16 protein-coding genes are annotated in these 20,801 nt (G+C 34.8%); 3 read left to right on the top strand and 13 right to left on the bottom strand.

Annotated features, from left to right (window positions below; genetic code table 11):
- Window positions 1–30: 30 nt before the first annotated feature.
- The 4 genes from PMI_RS05735 to PMI_RS05745 form a co-directional block, all read right to left on the bottom strand.
- Window positions 31–576 carry a fimbrial protein gene (locus PMI_RS05735; protein ID WP_012367893.1) on the bottom strand — a complete coding sequence of 182 codons (546 nt, stop codon included), beginning with the start codon at window positions 574–576 and terminating at the stop codon, window positions 31–33.
- A gap of 341 nt (window positions 577–917) precedes the next feature.
- The gene (locus PMI_RS19630) at window positions 918–1,346 is read right to left on the bottom strand and encodes an NAD(P)H-dependent oxidoreductase (RefSeq protein ID WP_086935861.1); all 429 of its coding nucleotides are present in this window, start codon (window positions 1,344–1,346) and stop codon (window positions 918–920) included.
- Window positions 1,347–1,459: 113 nt separating this feature from the next.
- The gene (locus PMI_RS05740; RefSeq protein ID WP_017628137.1) at window positions 1,460–2,002 is read right to left on the bottom strand and encodes a fimbrial protein; all 543 of its coding nucleotides are present in this window, start codon (window positions 2,000–2,002) and stop codon (window positions 1,460–1,462) included.
- A gap of 301 nt (window positions 2,003–2,303) precedes the next feature.
- On the bottom strand, window positions 2,304–2,924 hold the full coding sequence (locus tag PMI_RS05745) for an FMN-dependent NADH-azoreductase (protein WP_012367895.1): 621 nt from the start codon (window positions 2,922–2,924) through the stop codon (window positions 2,304–2,306).
- A 221-nt stretch (window positions 2,925–3,145) separates the two neighbouring features.
- Here PMI_RS05745 and hrpA point away from each other — a divergent pair, with 221 nt between their 5' ends.
- On the top strand, window positions 3,146–7,042 hold the full coding sequence (gene hrpA, locus PMI_RS05750; RefSeq protein ID WP_012367896.1) for an ATP-dependent RNA helicase HrpA: 3,897 nt from the start codon (window positions 3,146–3,148) through the stop codon (window positions 7,040–7,042).
- 58 nt (window positions 7,043–7,100) lie between these two features.
- Here hrpA and PMI_RS18960 read toward each other — a convergent pair whose 3' ends face one another.
- From PMI_RS18960 to ydgH, 7 genes are all read right to left on the bottom strand, one after another.
- Window positions 7,101–7,319, bottom strand: coding sequence for a hypothetical protein (locus PMI_RS18960; protein WP_223293444.1), 219 nt, complete (start codon window positions 7,317–7,319; stop codon window positions 7,101–7,103).
- A 111-nt stretch (window positions 7,320–7,430) separates the two neighbouring features.
- Window positions 7,431–8,435: a fimbrial protein gene (locus PMI_RS05760; RefSeq protein WP_004242814.1), complete on the bottom strand. Its 1,005-nt coding sequence runs from the start codon at window positions 8,433–8,435 to the stop codon at window positions 7,431–7,433.
- Window positions 8,436–8,444: 9 nt separating this feature from the next.
- Window positions 8,445–10,838 carry a fimbria/pilus outer membrane usher protein gene (locus PMI_RS05765; protein ID WP_012367897.1) on the bottom strand — a complete coding sequence of 798 codons (2,394 nt, stop codon included), beginning with the start codon at window positions 10,836–10,838 and terminating at the stop codon, window positions 8,445–8,447.
- A gap of 8 nt (window positions 10,839–10,846) precedes the next feature.
- Entirely contained in the window at window positions 10,847–11,521 is a 675-nt protein-coding gene (locus PMI_RS05770; RefSeq protein ID WP_004242817.1) for a fimbrial biogenesis chaperone, read from the bottom strand.
- 27 nt (window positions 11,522–11,548) lie between these two features.
- Window positions 11,549–12,115, bottom strand: a complete 567-nt coding sequence (locus tag PMI_RS05775) for a fimbrial protein (RefSeq protein ID WP_004242818.1) — start codon at window positions 12,113–12,115, stop codon at window positions 11,549–11,551.
- 488 nt (window positions 12,116–12,603) lie between these two features.
- Window positions 12,604–13,998, bottom strand: coding sequence for an amino acid permease (locus PMI_RS05780; protein ID WP_012367898.1), 1,395 nt, complete (start codon window positions 13,996–13,998; stop codon window positions 12,604–12,606).
- Between the two features lie 268 nt (window positions 13,999–14,266).
- Entirely contained in the window at window positions 14,267–15,220 is a 954-nt protein-coding gene (gene ydgH, locus PMI_RS05785; protein ID WP_004242823.1) for a DUF1471 family protein YdgH, read from the bottom strand.
- 387 nt (window positions 15,221–15,607) lie between these two features.
- Between ydgH and pntA the strand changes: the two genes are divergently transcribed.
- On the top strand, window positions 15,608–17,137 hold the full coding sequence (gene pntA / locus PMI_RS05790; protein ID WP_004242824.1) for a Re/Si-specific NAD(P)(+) transhydrogenase subunit alpha: 1,530 nt from the start codon (window positions 15,608–15,610) through the stop codon (window positions 17,135–17,137).
- A gap of 11 nt (window positions 17,138–17,148) precedes the next feature.
- Window positions 17,149–18,537 (top strand): Re/Si-specific NAD(P)(+) transhydrogenase subunit beta, encoded by a 1,389-nt coding sequence (pntB, locus tag PMI_RS05795; protein ID WP_004242825.1) that lies wholly within the window; start codon window positions 17,149–17,151, stop codon window positions 18,535–18,537.
- 82 nt (window positions 18,538–18,619) lie between these two features.
- Here the strand turns inward: pntB and uspE are convergent, their stop codons facing one another.
- Both uspE and fnr read right to left on the bottom strand, forming a co-directional pair.
- On the bottom strand, window positions 18,620–19,570 hold the full coding sequence (gene uspE, locus PMI_RS05800; RefSeq protein WP_004248016.1) for a universal stress protein UspE: 951 nt from the start codon (window positions 19,568–19,570) through the stop codon (window positions 18,620–18,622).
- Between the two features lie 142 nt (window positions 19,571–19,712).
- Window positions 19,713–20,471, bottom strand: a complete 759-nt coding sequence (gene fnr, locus PMI_RS05805) for a fumarate/nitrate reduction transcriptional regulator Fnr (RefSeq protein WP_004248018.1) — start codon at window positions 20,469–20,471, stop codon at window positions 19,713–19,715.
- Between the last annotated feature and the right edge of the window lie 330 nt (window positions 20,472–20,801).

The following is a 20,801-nucleotide window of genomic DNA, read 5'->3' on the forward strand; positions in this document are numbered from 1 at the left end:
AAGCAGAATTATATTTAATTTTGGCCTTTTTTATTGGATATCATCAGTGACGTAAGCATCAAGAGATAAGGCTGCATTGAAAGCACCTGCGGTAACAGCATCATCAATCGATTCTGGTCTATCATATTTTAATAAAAATTCTAAGCTACCACGTTCACCGGCAACCTCCGAAGAAAATGTACGTTGTTCTCGCTCACCATTAAGTGGAACAAGTTCACCTGTAGAACGCAATAATGCTACTCGAGCATTGGTATCATTTTCTGTCGAACCTGTATTCATTAAATGAGTAGCGTTTTGTTGTCCAACAACTACTTTGACTTTTCTATCTCTTGCTTGATTAGTACAGCCAGAAAAATCCACACTAAATCGTTTTTCAGGAGTAAGTAGTAAAGAATCAACGTAAGCATCATCCAATTGAATTGGAGCAATATCTTGAACGACACAAGTTAGTTTCTCGTCAATTACTCTGCCTTGGATATCTATATTATAACCACCAAGGTGAATCTGTTGTGCAATAGCTTGTGTTGATAAAGAAAGTGTAGATAGAATTAATAGTGAAAATAATGATTTTTTCATTTTAAAGTCCATTTAAGTATTAATTGTAGTTACAAATTTGCTCATAATTAAGAGCGAGATAATAATATTTTTTTACGTGAAATTTGACAAGTTATATATAATTATGATTAGTATTATTTTGTTAAATGATTAGCGAAATATGTTTTTTTGGGTTGGTTTGTTAGATTTAAATTTTAAATTATAGGTAAAAGATGAAGGATTTATCTATTGAGGGTTTTTTTTAAAAAAAACAGAGGTTTTATTTGTGTAATTATATTTATAAATAAATAGCACCTTGATTAAAGGTGCCATTAGATATATTTTTATTTTATCATTATTTCTTTATTGATAATTAAATTTATTTATTTTTGTGCTTGAACATGTGACTGTTGTGCATATTCTTCGCCTAGCGCAGTATCCTCGGTGAGAATAAACTGTACATTATTAATACCAATAAATGATAAAAATTGTGTTAGATATGGAATAATTAAATCAGAGGGTTGTCCTTTATGGATCCCACCACGACTCGTTAATACAATAACTTGCTTATCTTCAAGTAATCCGACTGACCCTGTTTCAGTATATTTAAAAGTTTCGCCTGCACGCGCAATAAAATCAATAGAATGTTTTAACTGAGAGAAGATGGAGAAATTATATATAGCCGTATCTTTGCCAAAATCAAATAATATGGCTTGATCTAAAACGGGAATGGGATCTTTTGCCAGATCACGTAGGGTAATGAGGTCATTTTGATGGTGTTTTTGCCAAATTTTAATCTTATGTTTTTTAATTAATCATTAGTTAAGTTATTTATTGTATTAACCTATAAATAAAAAGCCGGTATTTCCCCGACTTTTTATTGGGTTGAAAATTAAAGCAGAATTATATTTAGTTTTGGCTGTTTTTATTGGATATTATCAGTGATGTAAGCATCAAGAGATAAGGTAGCCTTGAAAGCACCTGCGGTAACAGCATCAATCGATTCAGGTCTATCATATTTTAATGAAAATACTAATCTACCACTATCACCGGCAACATCCGAATAAAATGTACGTTGTTCTCGCTCACCATTAAGTGGAACAAGTTCACCTGTAGAACCCAATAATGCTACTCGAGCATTGGTATCATTTGCTGTCGAACTAGTATTCATTAAATGAGTAGTGTTTTGTCGTGCAACAACTATTTTGACTTTTCTTGCTCTTTCTTGATTAGTACAGCCAGAAAAATCCACACTAAATTGTTTTTCAGGAGTAAGCAGTAAAGAATCAACGTAAGCATCATCCAATTGAATTGGAGCAACATCTTGAACGACACAAGTTAGTTTCTCGTCAATTACTCTGCCTTGGATATCTATATTATAACCACCAAGGTGAATCTGTTGTGCAATAGCTTGTGTTGATAAAGCAAGTGTAGATAGAATTAATAGTGAAAATAATGATTTTTTCATTTTAAAGTCCATTTAAGTATTAATTGTAGTTACAAATTTGCTCATAATTAAGAGCGAGATAATAATATTTATTTACGTGAAGCTTGACAACTTATATGTAATTACAATAAATATTTATTTATTAAATAATTAGGAGTAGATACTTTATATGGTGGGTAAGCTAGATTTAAATATCAAAGTATGGGTAAATAGTGAAGTATTTATCTGTTGAGTTTTTTTTAAAAAAAAACAGAGGTTTTTTTTGTGTAATTATATTTATAAATAAATAGCACCTTAGTTAAAGGTGCCATTAGATATATTTTTATTTTATCATTATTTCTTTATTAATTATTAAATCTATTTCTTTTTGTGCTTGAGCATGTGACTGCTGGGCATATTCTTCGCCTAGCGCAGTACCCTCGGTGAGAATAAACTGTACATTATTAATACCAATAAATGATAAAAATTGTGTTAGATATGGAATAATTAAATCAGAGGGTTGTCCTTTATGGATCCCACCACGACTCGTTAATACAATAACTTGCTTATCTGCAAGTAATCCGACTGACCCTGTTTCAGTATATTTAAAAGTTTCGCCTGCACGCGCAATAAAATCGATATAGTGTTTTAATTGAGAAGGGATGGAGAAATTATACATAGGCGCCGTGATCACAATAATATCATGTGCTTTTAATTCATTAATTAATGTATCAGAGAGTGCTCTAGCGGCTTTTTGTTGTTCCGATAACATAGCCGTATCTTTGCCAAAAGCAAATAATGTGGCTTGATCTAAAACAGGAATGGGATCTTTTGCCAGATCACGTAGGGTAATGAGATCATTTTGATGATGCTTTTGCCAATTTTCTATTAGATAGTCAGCCATTTTATTGCTGTGCGAGTAATTTTCTAAAATACTGGATTTTAGTACAAGAAGCTTGTTCATTTTATTCTCTCGGTAAATATCTGTTATGTTTATATAGACCAAATTTTATCTTATCTGAAAAATTTCACACCATAATCGTTTGAATATGCTATTCAAATTTATTGATTATATATATTCATAGAATAAGAAAATTCATCAACCCTTTATGTGCAAATTGGCTGTTGTGATATCATGGCAACAATATTATTTGGTTAAATAAACCTCAAAAAGGATAACAAAAGGTGGCACTATCATCTGCGATGCTCTACAAAGAGATAGAGCAACTCTCGTTGCGGGATCAGCAACGATTGAGAAAACGCTTACGTGGCGTTGATAAAATAAGTAAAGAAACGTCGAAACACGCGGTATTAAGCGAGATTGAGCAGGATATTATTGTTGCAAAACAGCGTATATTAAATCGACAAGCTCACTGTCCTAAAATTGTTTATCCAGAAAACTTGCCTGTTAGCCAGAAAAAAGAGGCTATCTACAATGCAATCAAAGATAACCAAGTGGTTATTATTGCAGGGGAAACGGGATCGGGTAAAACAACTCAGATCCCGAAAATTTGTCTCGAATTAGGGCGAGGCGTAAAAGGTTATATTGGGCATACGCAGCCTCGACGTTTAGCTGCACGCTCTGTCGCAGAGCGAATTGCTCATGAATTAAACACAACATTAGGTGAGTCTGTCGGTTATAAAGTTCGTTTTAGTGATCATGTTGGTGATAACACGCTAGTTAAGTTAATGACTGACGGGATTTTATTAGCTGAACTACAACAAGATAAGCTGTTATTACAATATGATACTATTATTATCGATGAAGCCCATGAACGTAGCTTAAATATTGACTTTATTCTTGGTTATTTAAAGCAGCTTTTACCCAAACGCCCAGATTTAAAAGTGATTATTACTTCTGCCACTATCGATCCTGAGCGTTTCTCTAAGCATTTTAATCAAGCTCCTATTATTGAGGTATCTGGCCGAACTTATCCGGTCGAAGTGCGCTATCGTCCTATTGGTGGTGATGCTTTGGATAGTGATAAGGATATGACTGAGGGCATTATTGATGCAATTGACGAGTTAAGTCGAGAAAGTGCGGGTGATATTCTTATTTTTATGAGCGGTGAGCGCGAGATAAGGGATACCGCAGAGGCATTAAATAAATTACAACTACGTCATACCGAAGTTTTACCACTATTTGCTCGTCTTTCTAATAGTGAACAAAACCGGATATTTCAGCCTCATACCGGAAGACGCATCATATTGGCAACCAATGTTGCCGAAACCTCTCTTACGGTACCGGGCATTAAATATGTGATTGATACGGGTTATGCACGTATTAGTCGATATAGTTATCGAACCAAAGTTCAGCGCTTACCCATAGAGCCTATCTCTCAAGCTTCTGCGGATCAGAGAAAAGGGCGTTGCGGTCGTGTTTCTGATGGTATTTGTATTCGTCTTTATTCTGAAGATGATTTTATTTCCCGTGCGCAATTTACCGATCCTGAAATACTAAGAACCAATCTTGCTTCGGTTATTTTACAAATGACCTCGATAGGATTAGGGGATATTAGCGGATTTCCTTTTGTACAAGCGCCCGATAAACGCAATATACAAGATGGTGTACGCTTATTAGAAGAGCTGGGTGCCTTACAAGAGGGTACTGATAATAAAGGTGCTTATCGTTTGACGCCGATGGGGAAACAATTAGCTCAGCTTCCTATCGATCCAAGATTAGCGAGAATGGTTCTTGAAGCACGCAAATATGGTGCAGTTAGAGAATTAATGGTGATCACATCGGCGCTTTCTATTCAAGATCCTCGTGAAAGACCGATGGACAAGCAACAAGCATCAGATGAAAAACATCGTCGTTTCCAAGATAAAGATTCAGATTTTCTTTCATTACTCAATTTATGGGACTATTTAAAAACTCAGCAGAAAGAGTTGAGTCACTCTCAGTTTCGGAAACACTGTCGCCAAGAGTTTTTAAACTTTATGCGAGTTAGGGAATGGCAAGATGTCTATACGCAACTACGCCAAGTTGTGAAGGAATTAGGTTTTCCAATTAATAGCCAACCGGCCGATTTTAAAAGTATTCATGTGGCTTTATTAAGTGGGCTATTATCACATATCGGACAAAAAGATAGCGATAAGCAAGAGTTTACTGGCGCGAGAAATGCGCGTTTTGCTATTTATCCCGGCTCTGGGTTATTTAAAAAACCGCCAAAATGGACCATGGTGGCAGAATTAGTCGAAACATCACGGTTATGGGGGCGCATTGCTGCACGCATTGAAGCGGAATGGATTGAACCTATCGCGACCCACTTAGTTAAATATCACTATAGTGAGCCTCATTGGTCAAAAGCACAGGGTGCGGTAATGGCTAATGAAAAAGTCACCTTATATGGTTTACCTATTGTGGCCTCACGATTAGTAAATTATGGCAAAATTGATCCACTATTATGTCGAGAGTTATTTATTCGCCATGCGTTGGTAGAGGGCGATTGGCAAACTCGGCATGCTTTTTTCCGTGAAAATTTAAAATTACGTACCGAGGTTGAAGAGCTAGAGCATAAATCACGTCGTCGCGATATTTTAGTAGATGATGAAACGCTGTTTACATTCTACGATCAACGAATACCACAAGATGTTATCTCTACCCGCCATTTTGATAAATGGTGGAAAATAGCGCAAAAGAATTCACCTGATTTGCTGAGCTTTGAAAAAAGCATGCTTATCAAAGAAGATGCTAAACGTGTTAGTGCATTAGATTATCCAAATTATTGGCATCAAGATAATTTAAAATTACGCTTAACTTATCAGTTTGAGCCAGGTACAGCAGCAGATGGCGTCACTGTCCATATTCCATTACCGATTTTAAATCAGGTTAAAGATGAAGGTTTTGATTGGCAAATTCCGGGTATTCGTCATGAATTAGTCGTTGCCTTAATAAAATCATTACCTAAACCTATACGTCGTAATTTTGTTCCTGCGCCTAACTACGCTTCAGCTTTTTTAGAACGAGTGGTTACCCCTGAAGGTGAATTACTCGATAAATTAGGAAAAGAGCTACGTAGAATGACCGGCGTTACGGTCGAACGTGATAGTTGGCAACTTGAGCAAGTGGCCGATCACTTAAAAATGACTTTTCGAGTTGTTGGTGACAACAATAAAACCCTTGCGGAAGGAAAAGATCTTAATCAGTTAAAAGCACGTTTAAAGGACAAAGTTCAAGAAACATTATCAGCGGTAGCAGATGATGGTATTGAGCAGCAAGATTTACATATTTGGAGTTTTGGTGACTTGCCACAACGCTACGAACAAAAGCGTGGTAGCTATTCAGTTAAAGCCTATCCGGCATTAGTGGATGAAAAGAATAGTGTTGGTATCAAGCTATTTGAAACAGAAACAGAGCAACAAGCGGCAATGTGGCAGGGGATAAGACGGTTATTACTACTTAATATTCCTTCACCCATTAAATACTTGCATGAAAAATTGCCTAATAAAGCAAAATTAGGTCTTTATTTTAATCCTTATGGCAAGGTGCTAGATCTGATTGATGACTGTATCGCTTGTGGGGTTGATAAACTCATTGCTTCTTATGGGGGATTAATATGGCAAGAAGAGCAATACCAAAAATTCCAAGATTATGTCCGTGCTGAATTAAACGATGTTGTTGTCGAAATTGCTAAACAAGTTGAGTCTATTTTAACTCAAGTATTTGCGATTAATAAACGCTTAAAAGGGCGGGTTGATATTAGTGTCGCTTTTGCATTATCTGATATTAAAGCACAACTTAATCAATTAGTTTTCCCCGGATTTGTCACATCCCATGGCTGGAAACGTCTTGCGGATATTCCTCGCTATCTCAGTGCCATTGAAAAACGTATGGAGAAATTAGCGATTGATCCTAACCGTGATAGAGCACAAATGAGCCGAGTTGAAAATGTCATTTTGCAGTGGCAACAGTGGTTAGCTAAGTTAACCGAGAAGCAAAAACAACAAGAAGAGGTACAAAATATTCGTTGGATGATAGAGGAATTAAGAGTGAGTTTATTTGCTCAACAGATAGGAACGCCTTATCCCATCTCTGATAAACGCATCTTACAAGCTATTGAGTCTATCTCATTAAGTTAAAGCTGATAGATAAACCCACAATGGTGAGTTATGGCCATTGTGGGTTTATATACTACTATTATTGATAATGTACTGAAATGGTAAATTGATCATTAATATTGTCAGCTAAAACCACTTTATTACTGTCTAAGATAAAAGATGTTATTGCGCTATTTTTTATTGAAATGGCAGTGTTCTTTTTAATATTCAATATTCTATTAGCGTTTTTTATTATTGATGGACAATTTGATATCTTCAATATAACTTCTTGGTTCTCTTTTGATTTATTATCATCCATTATGTATTCACAGCTAGTTTCATAGATATAATAAGCATTTACAGAAAACACAGGTAGTAATATTAATAACATGATAATAGGAGTTAAATGTTTTTTCATAGGGGAAATAAATTATTTATATTCTAAGTTTACATTAATTTGTGATGTTACCTTGCCAGGCAAGATGTTTTCACTCATTTTCACATAACCTACTGAAAAAGGAAAAGTATATTCCGTCGAAGGTGTTCTATGAACGCTATTATAAATAACATTACCTAAATAATATTTATTATCATTATATTTAATTGATAAACCTACCCCAGAAGGGGTGCCATTATTAAGAAGTGTTAATAAATTAGTATTTCTACTTTTATAAATAGCAGGTGCATCAAGCTTTAATGAAACTAATGTATCTTGGTTACAAATAACACCAATAGAAAAATGTGTTTCATTAGCGGGTATTGAATCACTTAAACTGTTTTTTTCTACAGGCGCTAATTCAATATTAGGTTGTTCAATATTAAGTTCGCAAACTTTATTCTGAGGCTTCTCAATAATCAAATTATTATAAGTAAATTTTTTATTATCTAATGTATAAACAAGAAAATCATCCATAACAAATATGTCGCTCAGAGGTTCTAGAACGATTTCGCTTATTTTTATTAATTGAATATATAGTCTTGGCCAACTATCAGTACAATATATATTTTTATATCCTTCTTTTCTAGTTTGAGCATTACAGACATTTGCATATTCAGGTGTTACATTAAATTCATCGCCTACTAAGTTAAAAGGTGTTTTATTCGCTGATATCTTAAAGCCAACTCCTGGAATATTTGTTTTAAAAATATCATCTTTATAATGCCTTGCATTAATAATTAATTTTAGATCAACTTTATCTTTACAATGAAGAATTGACGTAGATAGAGCGGCATCAGTAAAACTCATTTCTGCGATAGGTTGGCCAATATCGACACCTAAATCAATATCACTAGCTTTAAATCTAATATTATGTACTGGAATAAACCCATTGTCTGTTATATCGTCATAAACGCAATTGTTACTAAAGCTTTTATATGGTTCATCAGAATAACAATGGAATGAGAGTAAATAAATTAAAATAATAATGTATTTCATTTTTATATATTATTCCTCTTTAATGCAATTTACAGTTTTAAAATAAATTCTATTTTGTTTTTCATTATCATTTAATTGATAGTTAAATGAGCACTGTTGTTTGTTGGAACTTCCCCATTTTACAAAAATCTTTCCTGAAATAGGTAAATTAGAAATATATAATTTATTATCTTCATTTACATAGGATATATCGGATAGGGTGCCATCAGAATTTTTCACATAGGCTGTTGCACCAAAAGGAATGTTTTGGTGAAATGTAAATAAAGCACTTTCTCCTTTAGTTACCTTAATATTTTTTGCAATAATAGCTCCTTTAGTAGGAATTAAATGATAGCTATAATTATCAATATTATAATTATAATCTAATGATTTTGCATCAATGTGGAACTTATTGTTATGATAACTAGTTAAATTAGGAATGATTAAATAACCTCTTCGGTCTGATTCTATTGTTGGCTTTCCTATTATTTTTACTTTCTTAGCACCTGCAAAATTTAGGATAGCAAAACTATCATTTAGATCTTGGGCTAACGTTATTCCTCCATTATGAAACACAATGCCGCCATTGAGTCCATAGCCTAAAGAATAACTATCTTTATTAAATCGAGAGTTTATATTTAGTTTGGCTATCCTACTTAAATAATTAATTTTCATTGATGAATCTAAGCGTTCTTTATTATTTTTAGAAAAATCAAGGTTATAATTTAACCGATTATTTTCTAATGTATTTCCACTAAATGAAATATTCTCATGAAAATATTTTTCTCTATTATCATAATTGATCCTTGCTGTTGCCCAATGAGAGAGATCTTGACCAATAGGGTAATTTAAAAAAATTGATAATTGATTATTATTGCTATACTGATCTTTGCTATTCTCTAGCTCTAATGAATAGGAAAGTTTTTTATAATTTGAACTAGTATTAATAAAAAGTCGTTGGCTTTTTTCTTTTGAGTGATAATAGGTTGCAATATTATACCCCAACGTTAAAGCAATATTATTATTTAATGATTGTGAAAAGTGAAATCCTAAATCATATTTCTTATATTCTTTATTTACAGCATAATTCTCTTTAAATCTAAAGTAGAATGATGAGTTTAATGAAATAGTTGTATTTTCCATAGAAAATACTTTTTGGTAATTAATCTTATTGGACTGATATTGTTGATGATATTTCTCTCTTATCCAAGCGTTTTCTAATGAGACTATACCCAGGATATTTAATCCTAGGGTATTTCCAATAAGTGCTTTAATATCATCTCCTTTTTTTTCAGCTCCTATCATTGTCGTTAAATAATTGCTCACTCCATAGCTTAAATTCAATTGAGTTAATAGTTCTTTTTTCTTATTAGAAGGAAACTGTCTTTTTTGAGGATTGTTTACTAAACCCATAGTATAGTAATAATTCCATTGGTTCTTTCTTAATAAATACTGTGAAGAATAATTCCAGATTTTCTTCTTTCTTACTTCGCCATTTTCTTCTTTTATAATTAATACTAATTCACCATTTGTACCTAAAGAGGGAAGGTTATTAAGAGTAAATGGCCCAGGTGGTACAGATGTGCTATATAGTGTTTCTCCATTTTGCTCAATGCTAACTTCTGCATAGGTATAGGCGGTTTCACTTATAATGGGTGCATAACCTACTAGGGAGCCATCTTTCATTGCATTATCGCTATTGATTTGCACGCCTAGTATTTTATAAGTGTTTAAGTTAGGAGAATAAGCATAGAAATCACCCATAGTTAAAATGGAATTAATATTTCTAAGTGTCCTATATACATATTGCTGGTTTATAGAAAAAGAATTATTATTATTATAGTTTAGATCTTGACGATAACGCCATGCAAATAAATTAATTCCATTATATAGCTGTAGGTTATGTATGTGTTGTCCATTTAAACTATTTTGTTTATAATAATGGCCTTGATAGTTGTATTTAATGAAAGCAGCATTATCACCATCATCCAATTTTTCTTTGGAATATGAAGTGTTTTTTTCTATCGCAATTAATGGTACTTTAAAGTAAATCGACTGTTTGTTAATTTCTAATTTTATATTAAATAATTTTTTTAATAAATCATAGTCAACGATATCGTTGTCTAACTTATTTTTTAAAGGCTCGTAATAATTGGTGTTTATTCCCCATTGTTTTAAATCAAATAGAGTTATTATTGGAGTTAAGTTATTGTTTTTGTTTTTAAATGATATCTCAGAATTTTGTTTTTTATTGTTATTTATATAAATTGTTATGTTATAGGTTCCTTCGAGAAAATTTTCATTAAGCAAGAGTGAAAAATCAATATTTCCATTGTGGTTTTCAATTGCTTGTAAGTAAAGTGCATTTGCATATACATAGGGCGTAAATAATAAGAGTAAAGAAATAGGAGATAACTTTATCATAATTAATACTATTCGCTATTTTTTATGTTGATATTAACTTCATTACCAAAATCATTTATATAGCTCCAGCCTACTTTAGCTGTACCAAAATGATTTTTTCCTATATTAATTTCACTAAAAGGGGATAGCATGACTGAGATCTCTTTTTTTTCCCCATTAGAAAAAATATTTATAATAGTGAAGTAGTATTCAGAGTTGTTTTTTATTATCATTTCTTTTTTATTATTTATAGAAAAAATAATTTTTTTTGTCGCTTCTTCAACTGTTTCTGTTAAGCCATGTGGTCGGTAAAATAATTTAAACACTGACTTAATTGATATATGAATACTATTATGTTTTGATTCAGCTATAGGGATCGCTTTGCTATTTATATAAAAAAGACTTTCACGATCTGTTTGAGCTATTGATGTGATTTTGGCAATTCGCAAAATTGCAGATTGTTCTTTATTTAATTTAAATAAAGGTGGGGTAATCATAAAAGGTGTATTTTTATCATTTTCATCCTTTGTGATCCAGCTTTGTATTAAATAATCAGTAGCGGAGTTTTTATTTTTTATATTAATAATAATATCATTATCGTCTTCATTATAGATAAACCGTGTTCCACTATAAATTACATTTGCTTGTGTAAAAAAAGTAGAACACAGAATTATGATAAATAAAATATAAACATTATACTTCATAATAAAATAATCCTGTGTTTTTTTTAATTAAGAATATTTAACGGTAAAATTTACTGATGTATTGACAGTTCCTGATGTTGGATTTGGAAGATAACTCGCGTAATTGGCATGGAATTTATAAGTTGCTGTTTTATTTTCAATTCTCTTAGTTATTGCTTGGTTACCATTTAAATGAATAATATTTTTATTACCTTCATCACTACGAATGAAAATTCCTACTCCTTTAGCGCTATTATTTGTGATGCTTTTATTCTTCATAATTTTATTTTCACCGGCTAAATCAGTGCCGTTAAATGTTAATGTTGCATTATTATTGCCACAATCTAATAGTTTAATTTCAAAATTACTACCTGTACTGCTTTTGGCATTGGCCCAATCTTTATCTAAGACTATTTCCGATTTATTAATTGTAGGCAAAGTGATAGGAGAACTAGGGCTATCTATATTGCAGGATGTTGATATTACTGTTCCACTAAAATTAATAATATTGTTATTTTTCTTTTCTGTTGTTTTGCTATTATCTGCTAATACATTCATGCTAGAAGAGATAACTAATAATGCAGATAGTAATCTGATATGATTTTTTATTTTCATCGTTTTTCCTTTAATAAATAATTTGATAACGCAATAGGTTTATCCTATTTGTTGCGACGGAGTGGATAATATAGTTTTCTAACAAAAAGTAAATAAAGTGTATTTATCTGCTTTTTGTTGGAAAATCAGTTTATCTGTCTGTATATTATACTATACATGGAGGCATTAACTAAAAATAATATATTTTATTGTGTTATTCACTGGTTTTTTAAAAAACATCATATAAAAAATGAATTTTATATAAAAATTATATGGGTAAATTGTAGTCAATTAGGGAAATAATTAGTTACAACATACAATTTATCCCTCTAATATAATGCACCTAACCATCATCAATAATATTTATTTGCTAAGTAACCAAAACATGGCGTTATTCAATTTCTAATGACAAAGCTTAAGGAAATGAACAAGAGAAGCTTGGGTAGAAAAAAAGGGAGTGAAGGGAAAGAGATGCCCCCTTGCTTCTTTCTCAAGGGGGAATATAGATCTTAATTAAATACTAAATAGCCACAAGCAGGAATTGCGCCAATTAATACCATCATCAGTAGTATTTTTTCACTAGTATTTAATGACTGTTTATCTTTATATTGTTTTCGTGAATATAAAAATATTAATACACCGGGTGCATAGAGAACGACGGAAAGTAATAAATTAATTACACCTGATGCATAAAGTAACCATAAACCATAGAGGCTTGCAGGTATTGCTATCAGTAATAATCCTCGGCTACTGCGTTCTATGGCAACTTTAAATAAGAAAGCACCAACCAGGAAATAAGGAACGAGGATCATTTCTGACGCGATGGTCAGTAGGGTATTGTAATTACTACCAGTAAGCCAAATTAATACTAGTGATAATTGAACAGCTAAATTAGTAAACCACAAGGAAGAGGAAGGCGCATCATTGTGATTTTGTTTACTCAGTTGTTTGGGAAAAGAGTGGTGTAATGCGGCAATATAAGGGACTTCAGCAGCCATAATTGTCCAGCTTAAATAAGCGCCACATACCGATAGAATAAGGCCGGCGGCAATAACTATCTCACCTATATTTCCAATTAGTTGAACCAGCAAAGGTGCCATAGATGGGTTTTTCATCATAGCAAGCTCTGATTGGCTAACTAATCCTTGAGATAATAGGGTAACGAGAATATAAATAATCAGCGCGATCACAACCGCAAATATTGTCGCTAAACCAACATCTCTTCTATTTTTTGCTCTTGCAGATACGACAACGGCCCCTTCAATACCAATAAATACCCATAAAGTAATTAACATGGTATTTTTTACTTGTTCCCAAACGGGCACGCCCATTTTTATCCCTTCGAAATCAAAGGTAAAAATATCCATATTAAAGGCAAGTAGGGCAACAATAATAAATAACCCCAATGGTATTAATTTTGCCATCGTGGCCATTAAATTGATACTAGCGGCTGTTTGTACACCTCGTAGAACTAAAAAGTGCACAACCCAAAGTAAGATTGATTCACCCAACAATGCCTGCCATGTATTACCATCACCAAAAATAATATTATTAGGGCTGTCGGTAAAAAAACTCACAGCAGCGAAAACGATGACTAAATAAGAGACATTGGCAACTACCGCACAGACCCAATAGCCCCAAGCAGAACAAAAGCCAATAAATTCACCAAATCCTTCTTTCGCATAGGTAAAAATACCGCCATCAAGATCAGGTCTTAAGCGAGAAAGCAATAACAATGATAGGGCGAGAAAAAGGATGCCAACCCCTGTTATTATCCAACCGATAATCAGTGCCGCAGGGCTTGCAACCTCAGCCATATTCTGAGGCAAACTGAATACACCTGCACCAACCATTGAGCTTAGCACTAACGCTGTTAGTGACATTAAACCAAGTTTTTTATTCAAAGATAAGTTCCTGCATGATTAAAATTGTGAATAAATAGCGTATTTTCTTGTTTTTGGTTTAATAATTAGCATAAATATGAATCTGTTAATTTAAGACAAAGATAAAACCACTAAAAAACAGCGAGATTTTACGGAGAGTTGACTTGGTTGTCTATGCATAAAATCATAAATTTTATGCATAAGGATAAGAAATTGAGTGAGGTTATTTGGACAAGTATAAAAAAACCTTGCATAGAGCAAGGTTTTTAAAAGAGAAAGTAACAACAGATTATTTAAATAAATCAGCGGTGATTGTTACCGTACCACCATTACTCTGCCATTCACGAGTAATATGGTAGTATTTTGCACCTTTCTCTGCGGCACGTTTAGCAACTTGATAAGAAACTTCCGGTGAGTTCACAAAATAACCACTGAAAGTAATGGTATCAAAAGGTTCCATTAATGCAGCCGCTGCTTTATTAACCTCTTGAATTTCAGTGCCATCAGGTAAGGTGACAGTGTAACGTCCGCTTTTACCTGATGATTGTGTTTCAGCAAATACACCTACATTTCTATCAAAGTCACTATTTGACGCAAGTCCTGGTTTTTCAACTTTATTGGCTGCACTTCCACCTTCGGCAATAAGCGCTCGACCCGCATCAGAGTCATAAGGAACCACGGCTTCTGAAGACTGTATGGCTCTTTTAGGGGCATCTTTTTTATAGATATAAGCAGTAACTTCTTGGTTACCACCATCATTTACCGAAATATTACGGACAATAAAGAATGATGCTGCACCTTTTTTTGCTGCTTCTTTCCCGATTTCGTTATTAATATCAGGTGTTGTTGGATAGTAACCATGAATAGTAACGGTATCAAAAGGCTGTAGCAAAATAGCTTCAGGTTTTGGTAATTCTTTTACACCATGAAATACGCGGTATTCTTCTTCAGTTGCTTTTGGTGCATCTTTTCGATACAGATCGGCAGTCACACTCATGTTGCCACTATCACTGATATCATCTAGACCTTGAATGTAAAAACTATCAGCACCGATTTTATCAGCACGACGAGATACTGCGTCAGCTGCTTCATAAATCGCATTAAAACGACCGATGACTGTAATTCTTTCAAATGGTTTTAGCTCTGCCGCTTGTTCTGGAGACAGTTCCTGTGCAGCCTGCGCAACAGTAATATTAGTTAAAGATAACACCGCTGCTGCGATGACTGAGGTTTTCAGCTTCATACAAAATCCTTCCGCCTTGCGCAATTAATATTGGTCATGTGCTGAACATAGTGATCTATCACATAGAGTGCAATTATTACATGTAATAATAGCGTTTGTCGCATTATTTTATTTAGTGAATAGCCACTGGGTCAAATGACCAGTATATGTTACCAGATATTTACTTAAATATAGTGAATAATTCATTAATATGCCTTTTCGACTAAAATGATCGCATTAAGTTCAATTTTAGCTTTACACAGATCTAGATTATTGGTTTTATTTTCAGTAGGTTATTAGTACCCCAATAAATGGCATGTGAATGATAATGCTTAACAATTTTTTTGCATATTAATGAAATTAGCCATGAAATATTAACAGTTTTCGGATGGATAAGAAGGGAAAATTATGCGAATTGGTATACCCAAAGAGCGACTTTCTAACGAAACAAGAGTTGCAGCAACACCTGCTACAGTCACACAACTCTTGAAATTAGGATTTACAGTCGCGATAGAAAATGAAGCTGGCATTGCTTCTAGTTTCGATAATGACGCTTATCAACAAGCAGGGGCTGAGATCTTAGATTGTCAAAATATTTGGCAATCCGACATTATCTTAAAAGTTAATGCCCCCCTAGAAGATGAAATTGCTTTACTAAAAAAAGGCTCGACTTTAATTAGTTTTATCTGGCCCGCACAAAATGCACCATTGCTAGAAAAATTAGCTGAAAAAGAGATTAATGTAATGGCTATGGATAGTGTACCACGTATCTCCCGTGCACAATCTTTAGATGCATTAAGTTCAATGGCGAACATTGCCGGCTATCGTGCGGTAGTTGAAGCCGCTCATGAATTTGGCCGTTTCTTTACTGGGCAAATTACCGCTGCAGGTAAAGTACCACCAGCCAAAGTGATGGTGATTGGTGCGGGTGTCGCTGGGCTTGCCGCTATTGGGGCCGCAGGTAGTTTAGGCGCTGTTGTTCGTGCATTTGACACTCGACCTGAAGTCAAAGAGCAAGTGCAAAGTATGGGCGCTGAGTTCCTAGAGCTGGATTTTAAAGAAGAAGCGGGGAGTGGTGATGGCTATGCTAAAGTGATGTCAAAAGCATTTATTGATGCAGAAATGGCATTATTTGCAGAGCAAGCCAAAGATGTTGATATCATTATTACCACAGCATTAATTCCAGGAAAACCTGCACCACGTTTAATCACTAAAGAGATGGTTGATTCAATGAAACCAGGTAGCGTGGTGGTCGATTTGGCAGCCCAAAATGGTGGTAACTGTGAATATACCGTTCCTGGTGAGATTTTTACCACTGAACATGGTGTGAAAATTATTGGTTATACCGATTTAGCCGCCCGGTTACCGGCTCAATCATCTCAACTTTATGGTACTAACTTAGTTAACCTATTGAAATTACTCTGTAAAGAAAAAGATGGTAATATCAATATTGATTTTGACGATGTGGTTATTCGTGGTGTTACCGTTATTAAAGCAGGGGAAGTGACATGGCCGGCGCCTCCTATTCAAGTTTCAGCGCAACCTAAAGCAGCTCCTGCAGCAAAACCCCAAGAAAAACCCGTTGCGAAACCTATTTCCCCGTGGAAAAAATATGGTTTATTGGCTATTGCCTTTTTACTGTTCGCATGGTTGGCTAATGTTGCGCCAAAAGAGTTCTTATCACACTTTACTGTCTTCGCACTTTCTTGTGTTGTTGGTTATTACGTTGTTTGGAATGTCAGCCATTCATTGCACACCCCATTAATGTCGGTGACAAATGCCATTTCAGGTATCATTGTCGTTGGTGCATTACTACAAATTGGTAGTGGTGGTTGGGTAAGCTTTTTCTCATTTATCGCTATTTTAATTGCCAGTATTAATATTTTTGGTGGATTTACCGTCACTCAACGTATGTTGAAAATGTTCCGTAAAGGATAAGGGAGACAATTATGTCCAGCGGTGTTGTTACAGCGGCATATATTGTCGCCGCAATATTATTTATTTTTAGCCTTGCAGGGTTATCCAAACATGAAACCTCAAAACAGGGGAATTACTTTGGTATTGCAGGGATGGCTATCGCGTTATTTGCGACTATCTTTGGGCCTTATGCTGATAATGTAGGTTGGATCATTGTTGCTATGGTTATTGGTGCCGTTATTGGTATCCGTTTAGCCAAAAAAGTTGAAATGACGCAAATGCCAGAGTTAGTGGCTATTTTGCATAGTTTTGTAGGTTTAGCCGCGGTTCTGGTTGGTTTTAATAGTTATCTAGATCACAATCCTGCCATTGATCCTGTAATGGCCAACATTCATCTCACAGAAGTCTTTTTAGGTATCTTTATCGGTGCGGTTACTTTTACCGGCTCCATTGTCGCTTATGGCAAGCTAAGTGGCAAAATGTCATCCAAACCTATGATGTTGCCTAATCGCCATAAACTTAATTTAGCGGCTTTAGTTATTTCATTTTTATTAATGATCTGGTTTGTCAAAACTGACAGTGTTGGTTTACAAGTCTTTTTAATGATTGTGATGACAGTCATTGCATTAGCATTTGGTTGGCATTTAGTTGCCTCCATTGGTGGTGCGGATATGCCTGTTGTTGTGTCAATGTTGAACTCTTATTCGGGTTGGGCCGCCGCCGCCGCTGGTTTTATGTTAAGCAACGATTTGTTAATTGTAACAGGGGCATTAGTGGGTTCATCGGGCGCTATTCTTTCTTATATCATGTGTAAAGCAATGAACCGCTCATTTATTAGCGTTATTGCCGGTGGTTTTGGTACAGATGGTAGCAGCTCCAGTGACGAAGGAGAGATGGGGGAATATCGTGAAACAACCGCAGAAGAAGTTGCTGAACTATTGAAAAACTCAACTTCAGTGATTATTACGCCGGGTTATGGCTTAGCAGTGGCACAAGCACAATACCCAGTACATGATATAACAGAAAAGCTTCGTCAGCGTGGTATAAAAGTACGCTTTGGTATTCACCCAGTTGCGGGTCGTCTACCGGGGCATATGAATGTATTGTTAGCAGAAGCGAAAGTACCTTACGATATTGTCTTAGAAATGGATGAAATCAATGATGATTTTGCTGATACAGATACCGTTTTAGTTATTGGTGCAAATGATACTGTTAACCCAGCCGCACAAGACGATCCTAATAGTCCAATAGCAGGTATGCCGGTATTAGAGGTATGGAAAGCTCAAAACGTGATCGTGTTTAAACGCTCTATGAATACTGGCTATGCGGGGGTACAAAATCCATTATTCTTTAAAGAAAATACCCAAATGTTATTTGGTGATGCTAAAGCCAGTGTCGATGCGATTTTAAAAGCCTTGTGATCTGTTTAGCTAATAATCTTTAATAAAAAACGCCCGACTATTTAAGTGATAGCGGGCGTTTTGTTATACAGTATTAAAAGCGTTATTCGTTGTCTGAATCGACAGTGATAGGACAGGTAAAGCCATCAGGTTTGATAGCGAGTAAATCACATTTTATATGGTCGATCAGCTGTTCTGCTGTATTGCCTAAGAAAGCGGCAGAAAGTCCAGTTCTCCCTAAAATACCTAATACGACAATACCCGCATTTAGCTCTTCGCATACTTGAGGGATAACTTGCTCAGGCAATCCTTCTTTGACATGTGTTTTTTCCTCAGGAATAGAGAATTTCTGGCGAAGCTCTTTCATCGCTATAAGGTGTTGTCCACGCAAAGCATTGTTATAAAGGTTAGGATCAAAGTCAGGTAACTCAATTGCAATATTAATGGGTGCAACAGGGTAGGCACTGAGTAAATGAACGTCGGGATCTTTTTGTATACGGTGAGATAAATCGTTTGTTAATTCAATTAACTTTAAATTTAATGCATCATGATATGACTCTTCATTGGACAGATTAGCGGCGACAACAATAGTGCCGTATTCTGGCCACTCTTTATCTTTTACCATCCATACAGGAGCAGGGCATTTTCTTAACAATTGCCAATCTAGGGGAGTAAAAATTAAGGAGCCTAACTTATCATGTTGATGAGCCATTTTAATCAGTAAGTCATGCTTATCGGTGATCACTTCTTCAATAATGGCTTCATACGGTCGGTTATGCCAAATCACTTTTATGTCGATTTGAATGCCGGCTTCAAGATAATAGCGAGCTTGCTGTTTTATCCAAGCGGTTTTTTGATTAATCACGCCTTTGCGCATCGCATTACGTTCATCGGGAGATAAAAGGGTGGTCATGTCATATGAGAGATCATAAACAGGTAGAAAAGCTTTTATCCGCCCACCATTACGCTGAACGATATAAACAGCACGACGTAGTGCTGGTTGGTCATCTTGGTTAGGATCAATGACAACGAGAAGGTTTTGATATTTTTCCATTGCTATATCCTCTTTAGGGCTGGATTTATCCATCTACATTTTTAAAGATAACCCAAGAAGCTAAAATGCAATAGCACAAAATAGAAAACGGGACACAAATTTGTGTGCCCCGTTATAAAAATAGGTGATGTAATGTAAAAGATTAAGCTTCTGTTGAGGAAGGCAGTTTGCCTGCGAGTTCACTTAACATTTCACTATCTTCAATAGTGATGTATTTACCTTTTACACTTAACATACCACTTTTCTGGAAACGACCTAATAGTCGGCTAATGGTTTCTACTGTCAGGCCTAAGTAATTACCAATATCACCACGAGTCATGGTTAAACGGAACTCACGAGGTGAAAAACCGCGCTGCGCAAAGCGGCGAGAGAGGTTATAAATAAAGGCGGCTAAACGTTCTTCTGCATTTTTCTTTGATAGCAGTAAGATCATCTCTTGGTCACCTTTGATTTCGCCACTCATTAGACGCATCATTTGTTGACGTAAATTAGGCATTTTGCCTGATAAATCATCTAGTGTTTCAAATGGTATTTCACAAACCATTGATGTTTCAAGAGCTTGTGCAAAGCTTGGGTGTTCGGTGTTGATAATGGCATCAAATCCAACCAAGTCACCTGCAAGATGAAAACCTGTGATCTGTTCGTCGCCTTCTTCAGTGATCGTATAACTTTTAATAGTTCCTGAACGAATGGCATAAAGTGACTTCAGCTCATCACCGGCTTTAAACAAGGTTTGACCTTTCTGGATAGGTTTTTTACGCTCGATAATATTATCCAGTTGATCAAGCTCATGCTCGTTTAAAGTAAACGGGATGCAGAGCTGGCTAATACTGCAATCTTGACAATGGATTGCACAACCGCCAGATTGGATTCGGCGAACGACGCGTTTTTCTGGGATCATAAGCTTGCTCATTACAAATAAAAATATTGATATGTGTCAATTTTAACACACATTGCTGTAATTGGTAAGGGGAATAATGGTACGCATAGAAATAATTCTGAATGTAAAAAACGATATAGATTGATTAAGCCCGTGTTTTGTTTGGTGACTTATTTAGAATAATTTGCGCTAACCCTATACACGATTGGTATATTATTCGATTTTTTAAGGAAGTCATAGGGTATTTGCTAAATTATCTTTGGTAAAACTAAAAATTAGGAGGGAACTCAAGAAATTTTATTCAAGGATTAACATCTTATTCACTTTATTTTCTTAACTTTTCGTTTTGCC

It is taken from the genome of Proteus mirabilis HI4320 (assembly GCF_000069965.1).
In the GTDB taxonomy this organism is placed as follows: Bacteria; Pseudomonadota; Gammaproteobacteria; order Enterobacterales; family Enterobacteriaceae; genus Proteus; species Proteus mirabilis.

Coding starts and splice junctions, on each gene's coding strand:
- PMI_RS05735 (WP_012367893.1), bottom strand. CDS start 576: ATGAAAAAATCATTATTTTCACTATTAATTCTATCTACACTTTCTTTA.
- PMI_RS05740 (WP_017628137.1), bottom strand. CDS start 2,002: ATGAAAAAATCATTATTTTCACTATTAATTCTATCTACACTTGCTTTA.
- PMI_RS05745 (WP_012367895.1), bottom strand. CDS start 2,924: ATGAACAAGCTTCTTGTACTAAAATCCAGTATTTTAGAAAATTACTCG.
- PMI_RS18960 (WP_223293444.1), bottom strand. CDS start 7,319: ATGGATGATAATAAATCAAAAGAGAACCAAGAAGTTATATTGAAGATA.
- PMI_RS05760 (WP_004242814.1), bottom strand. CDS start 8,435: ATGAAATACATTATTATTTTAATTTATTTACTCTCATTCCATTGTTAT.
- PMI_RS05765 (WP_012367897.1), bottom strand. CDS start 10,838: ATGATAAAGTTATCTCCTATTTCTTTACTCTTATTATTTACGCCCTAT.
- PMI_RS05770 (WP_004242817.1), bottom strand. CDS start 11,521: ATGAAGTATAATGTTTATATTTTATTTATCATAATTCTGTGTTCTACT.
- PMI_RS05775 (WP_004242818.1), bottom strand. CDS start 12,115: ATGAAAATAAAAAATCATATCAGATTACTATCTGCATTATTAGTTATC.
- ydgH (WP_004242823.1), bottom strand. CDS start 15,220: ATGAAGCTGAAAACCTCAGTCATCGCAGCAGCGGTGTTATCTTTAACT.
- pntA (WP_004242824.1), top strand. CDS start 15,608: ATGCGAATTGGTATACCCAAAGAGCGACTTTCTAACGAAACAAGAGTT.
- pntB (WP_004242825.1), top strand. CDS start 17,149: ATGTCCAGCGGTGTTGTTACAGCGGCATATATTGTCGCCGCAATATTA.
- uspE (WP_004248016.1), bottom strand. CDS start 19,570: ATGGAAAAATATCAAAACCTTCTCGTTGTCATTGATCCTAACCAAGAT.
- fnr (WP_004248018.1), bottom strand. CDS start 20,471: ATGATCCCAGAAAAACGCGTCGTTCGCCGAATCCAATCTGGCGGTTGT.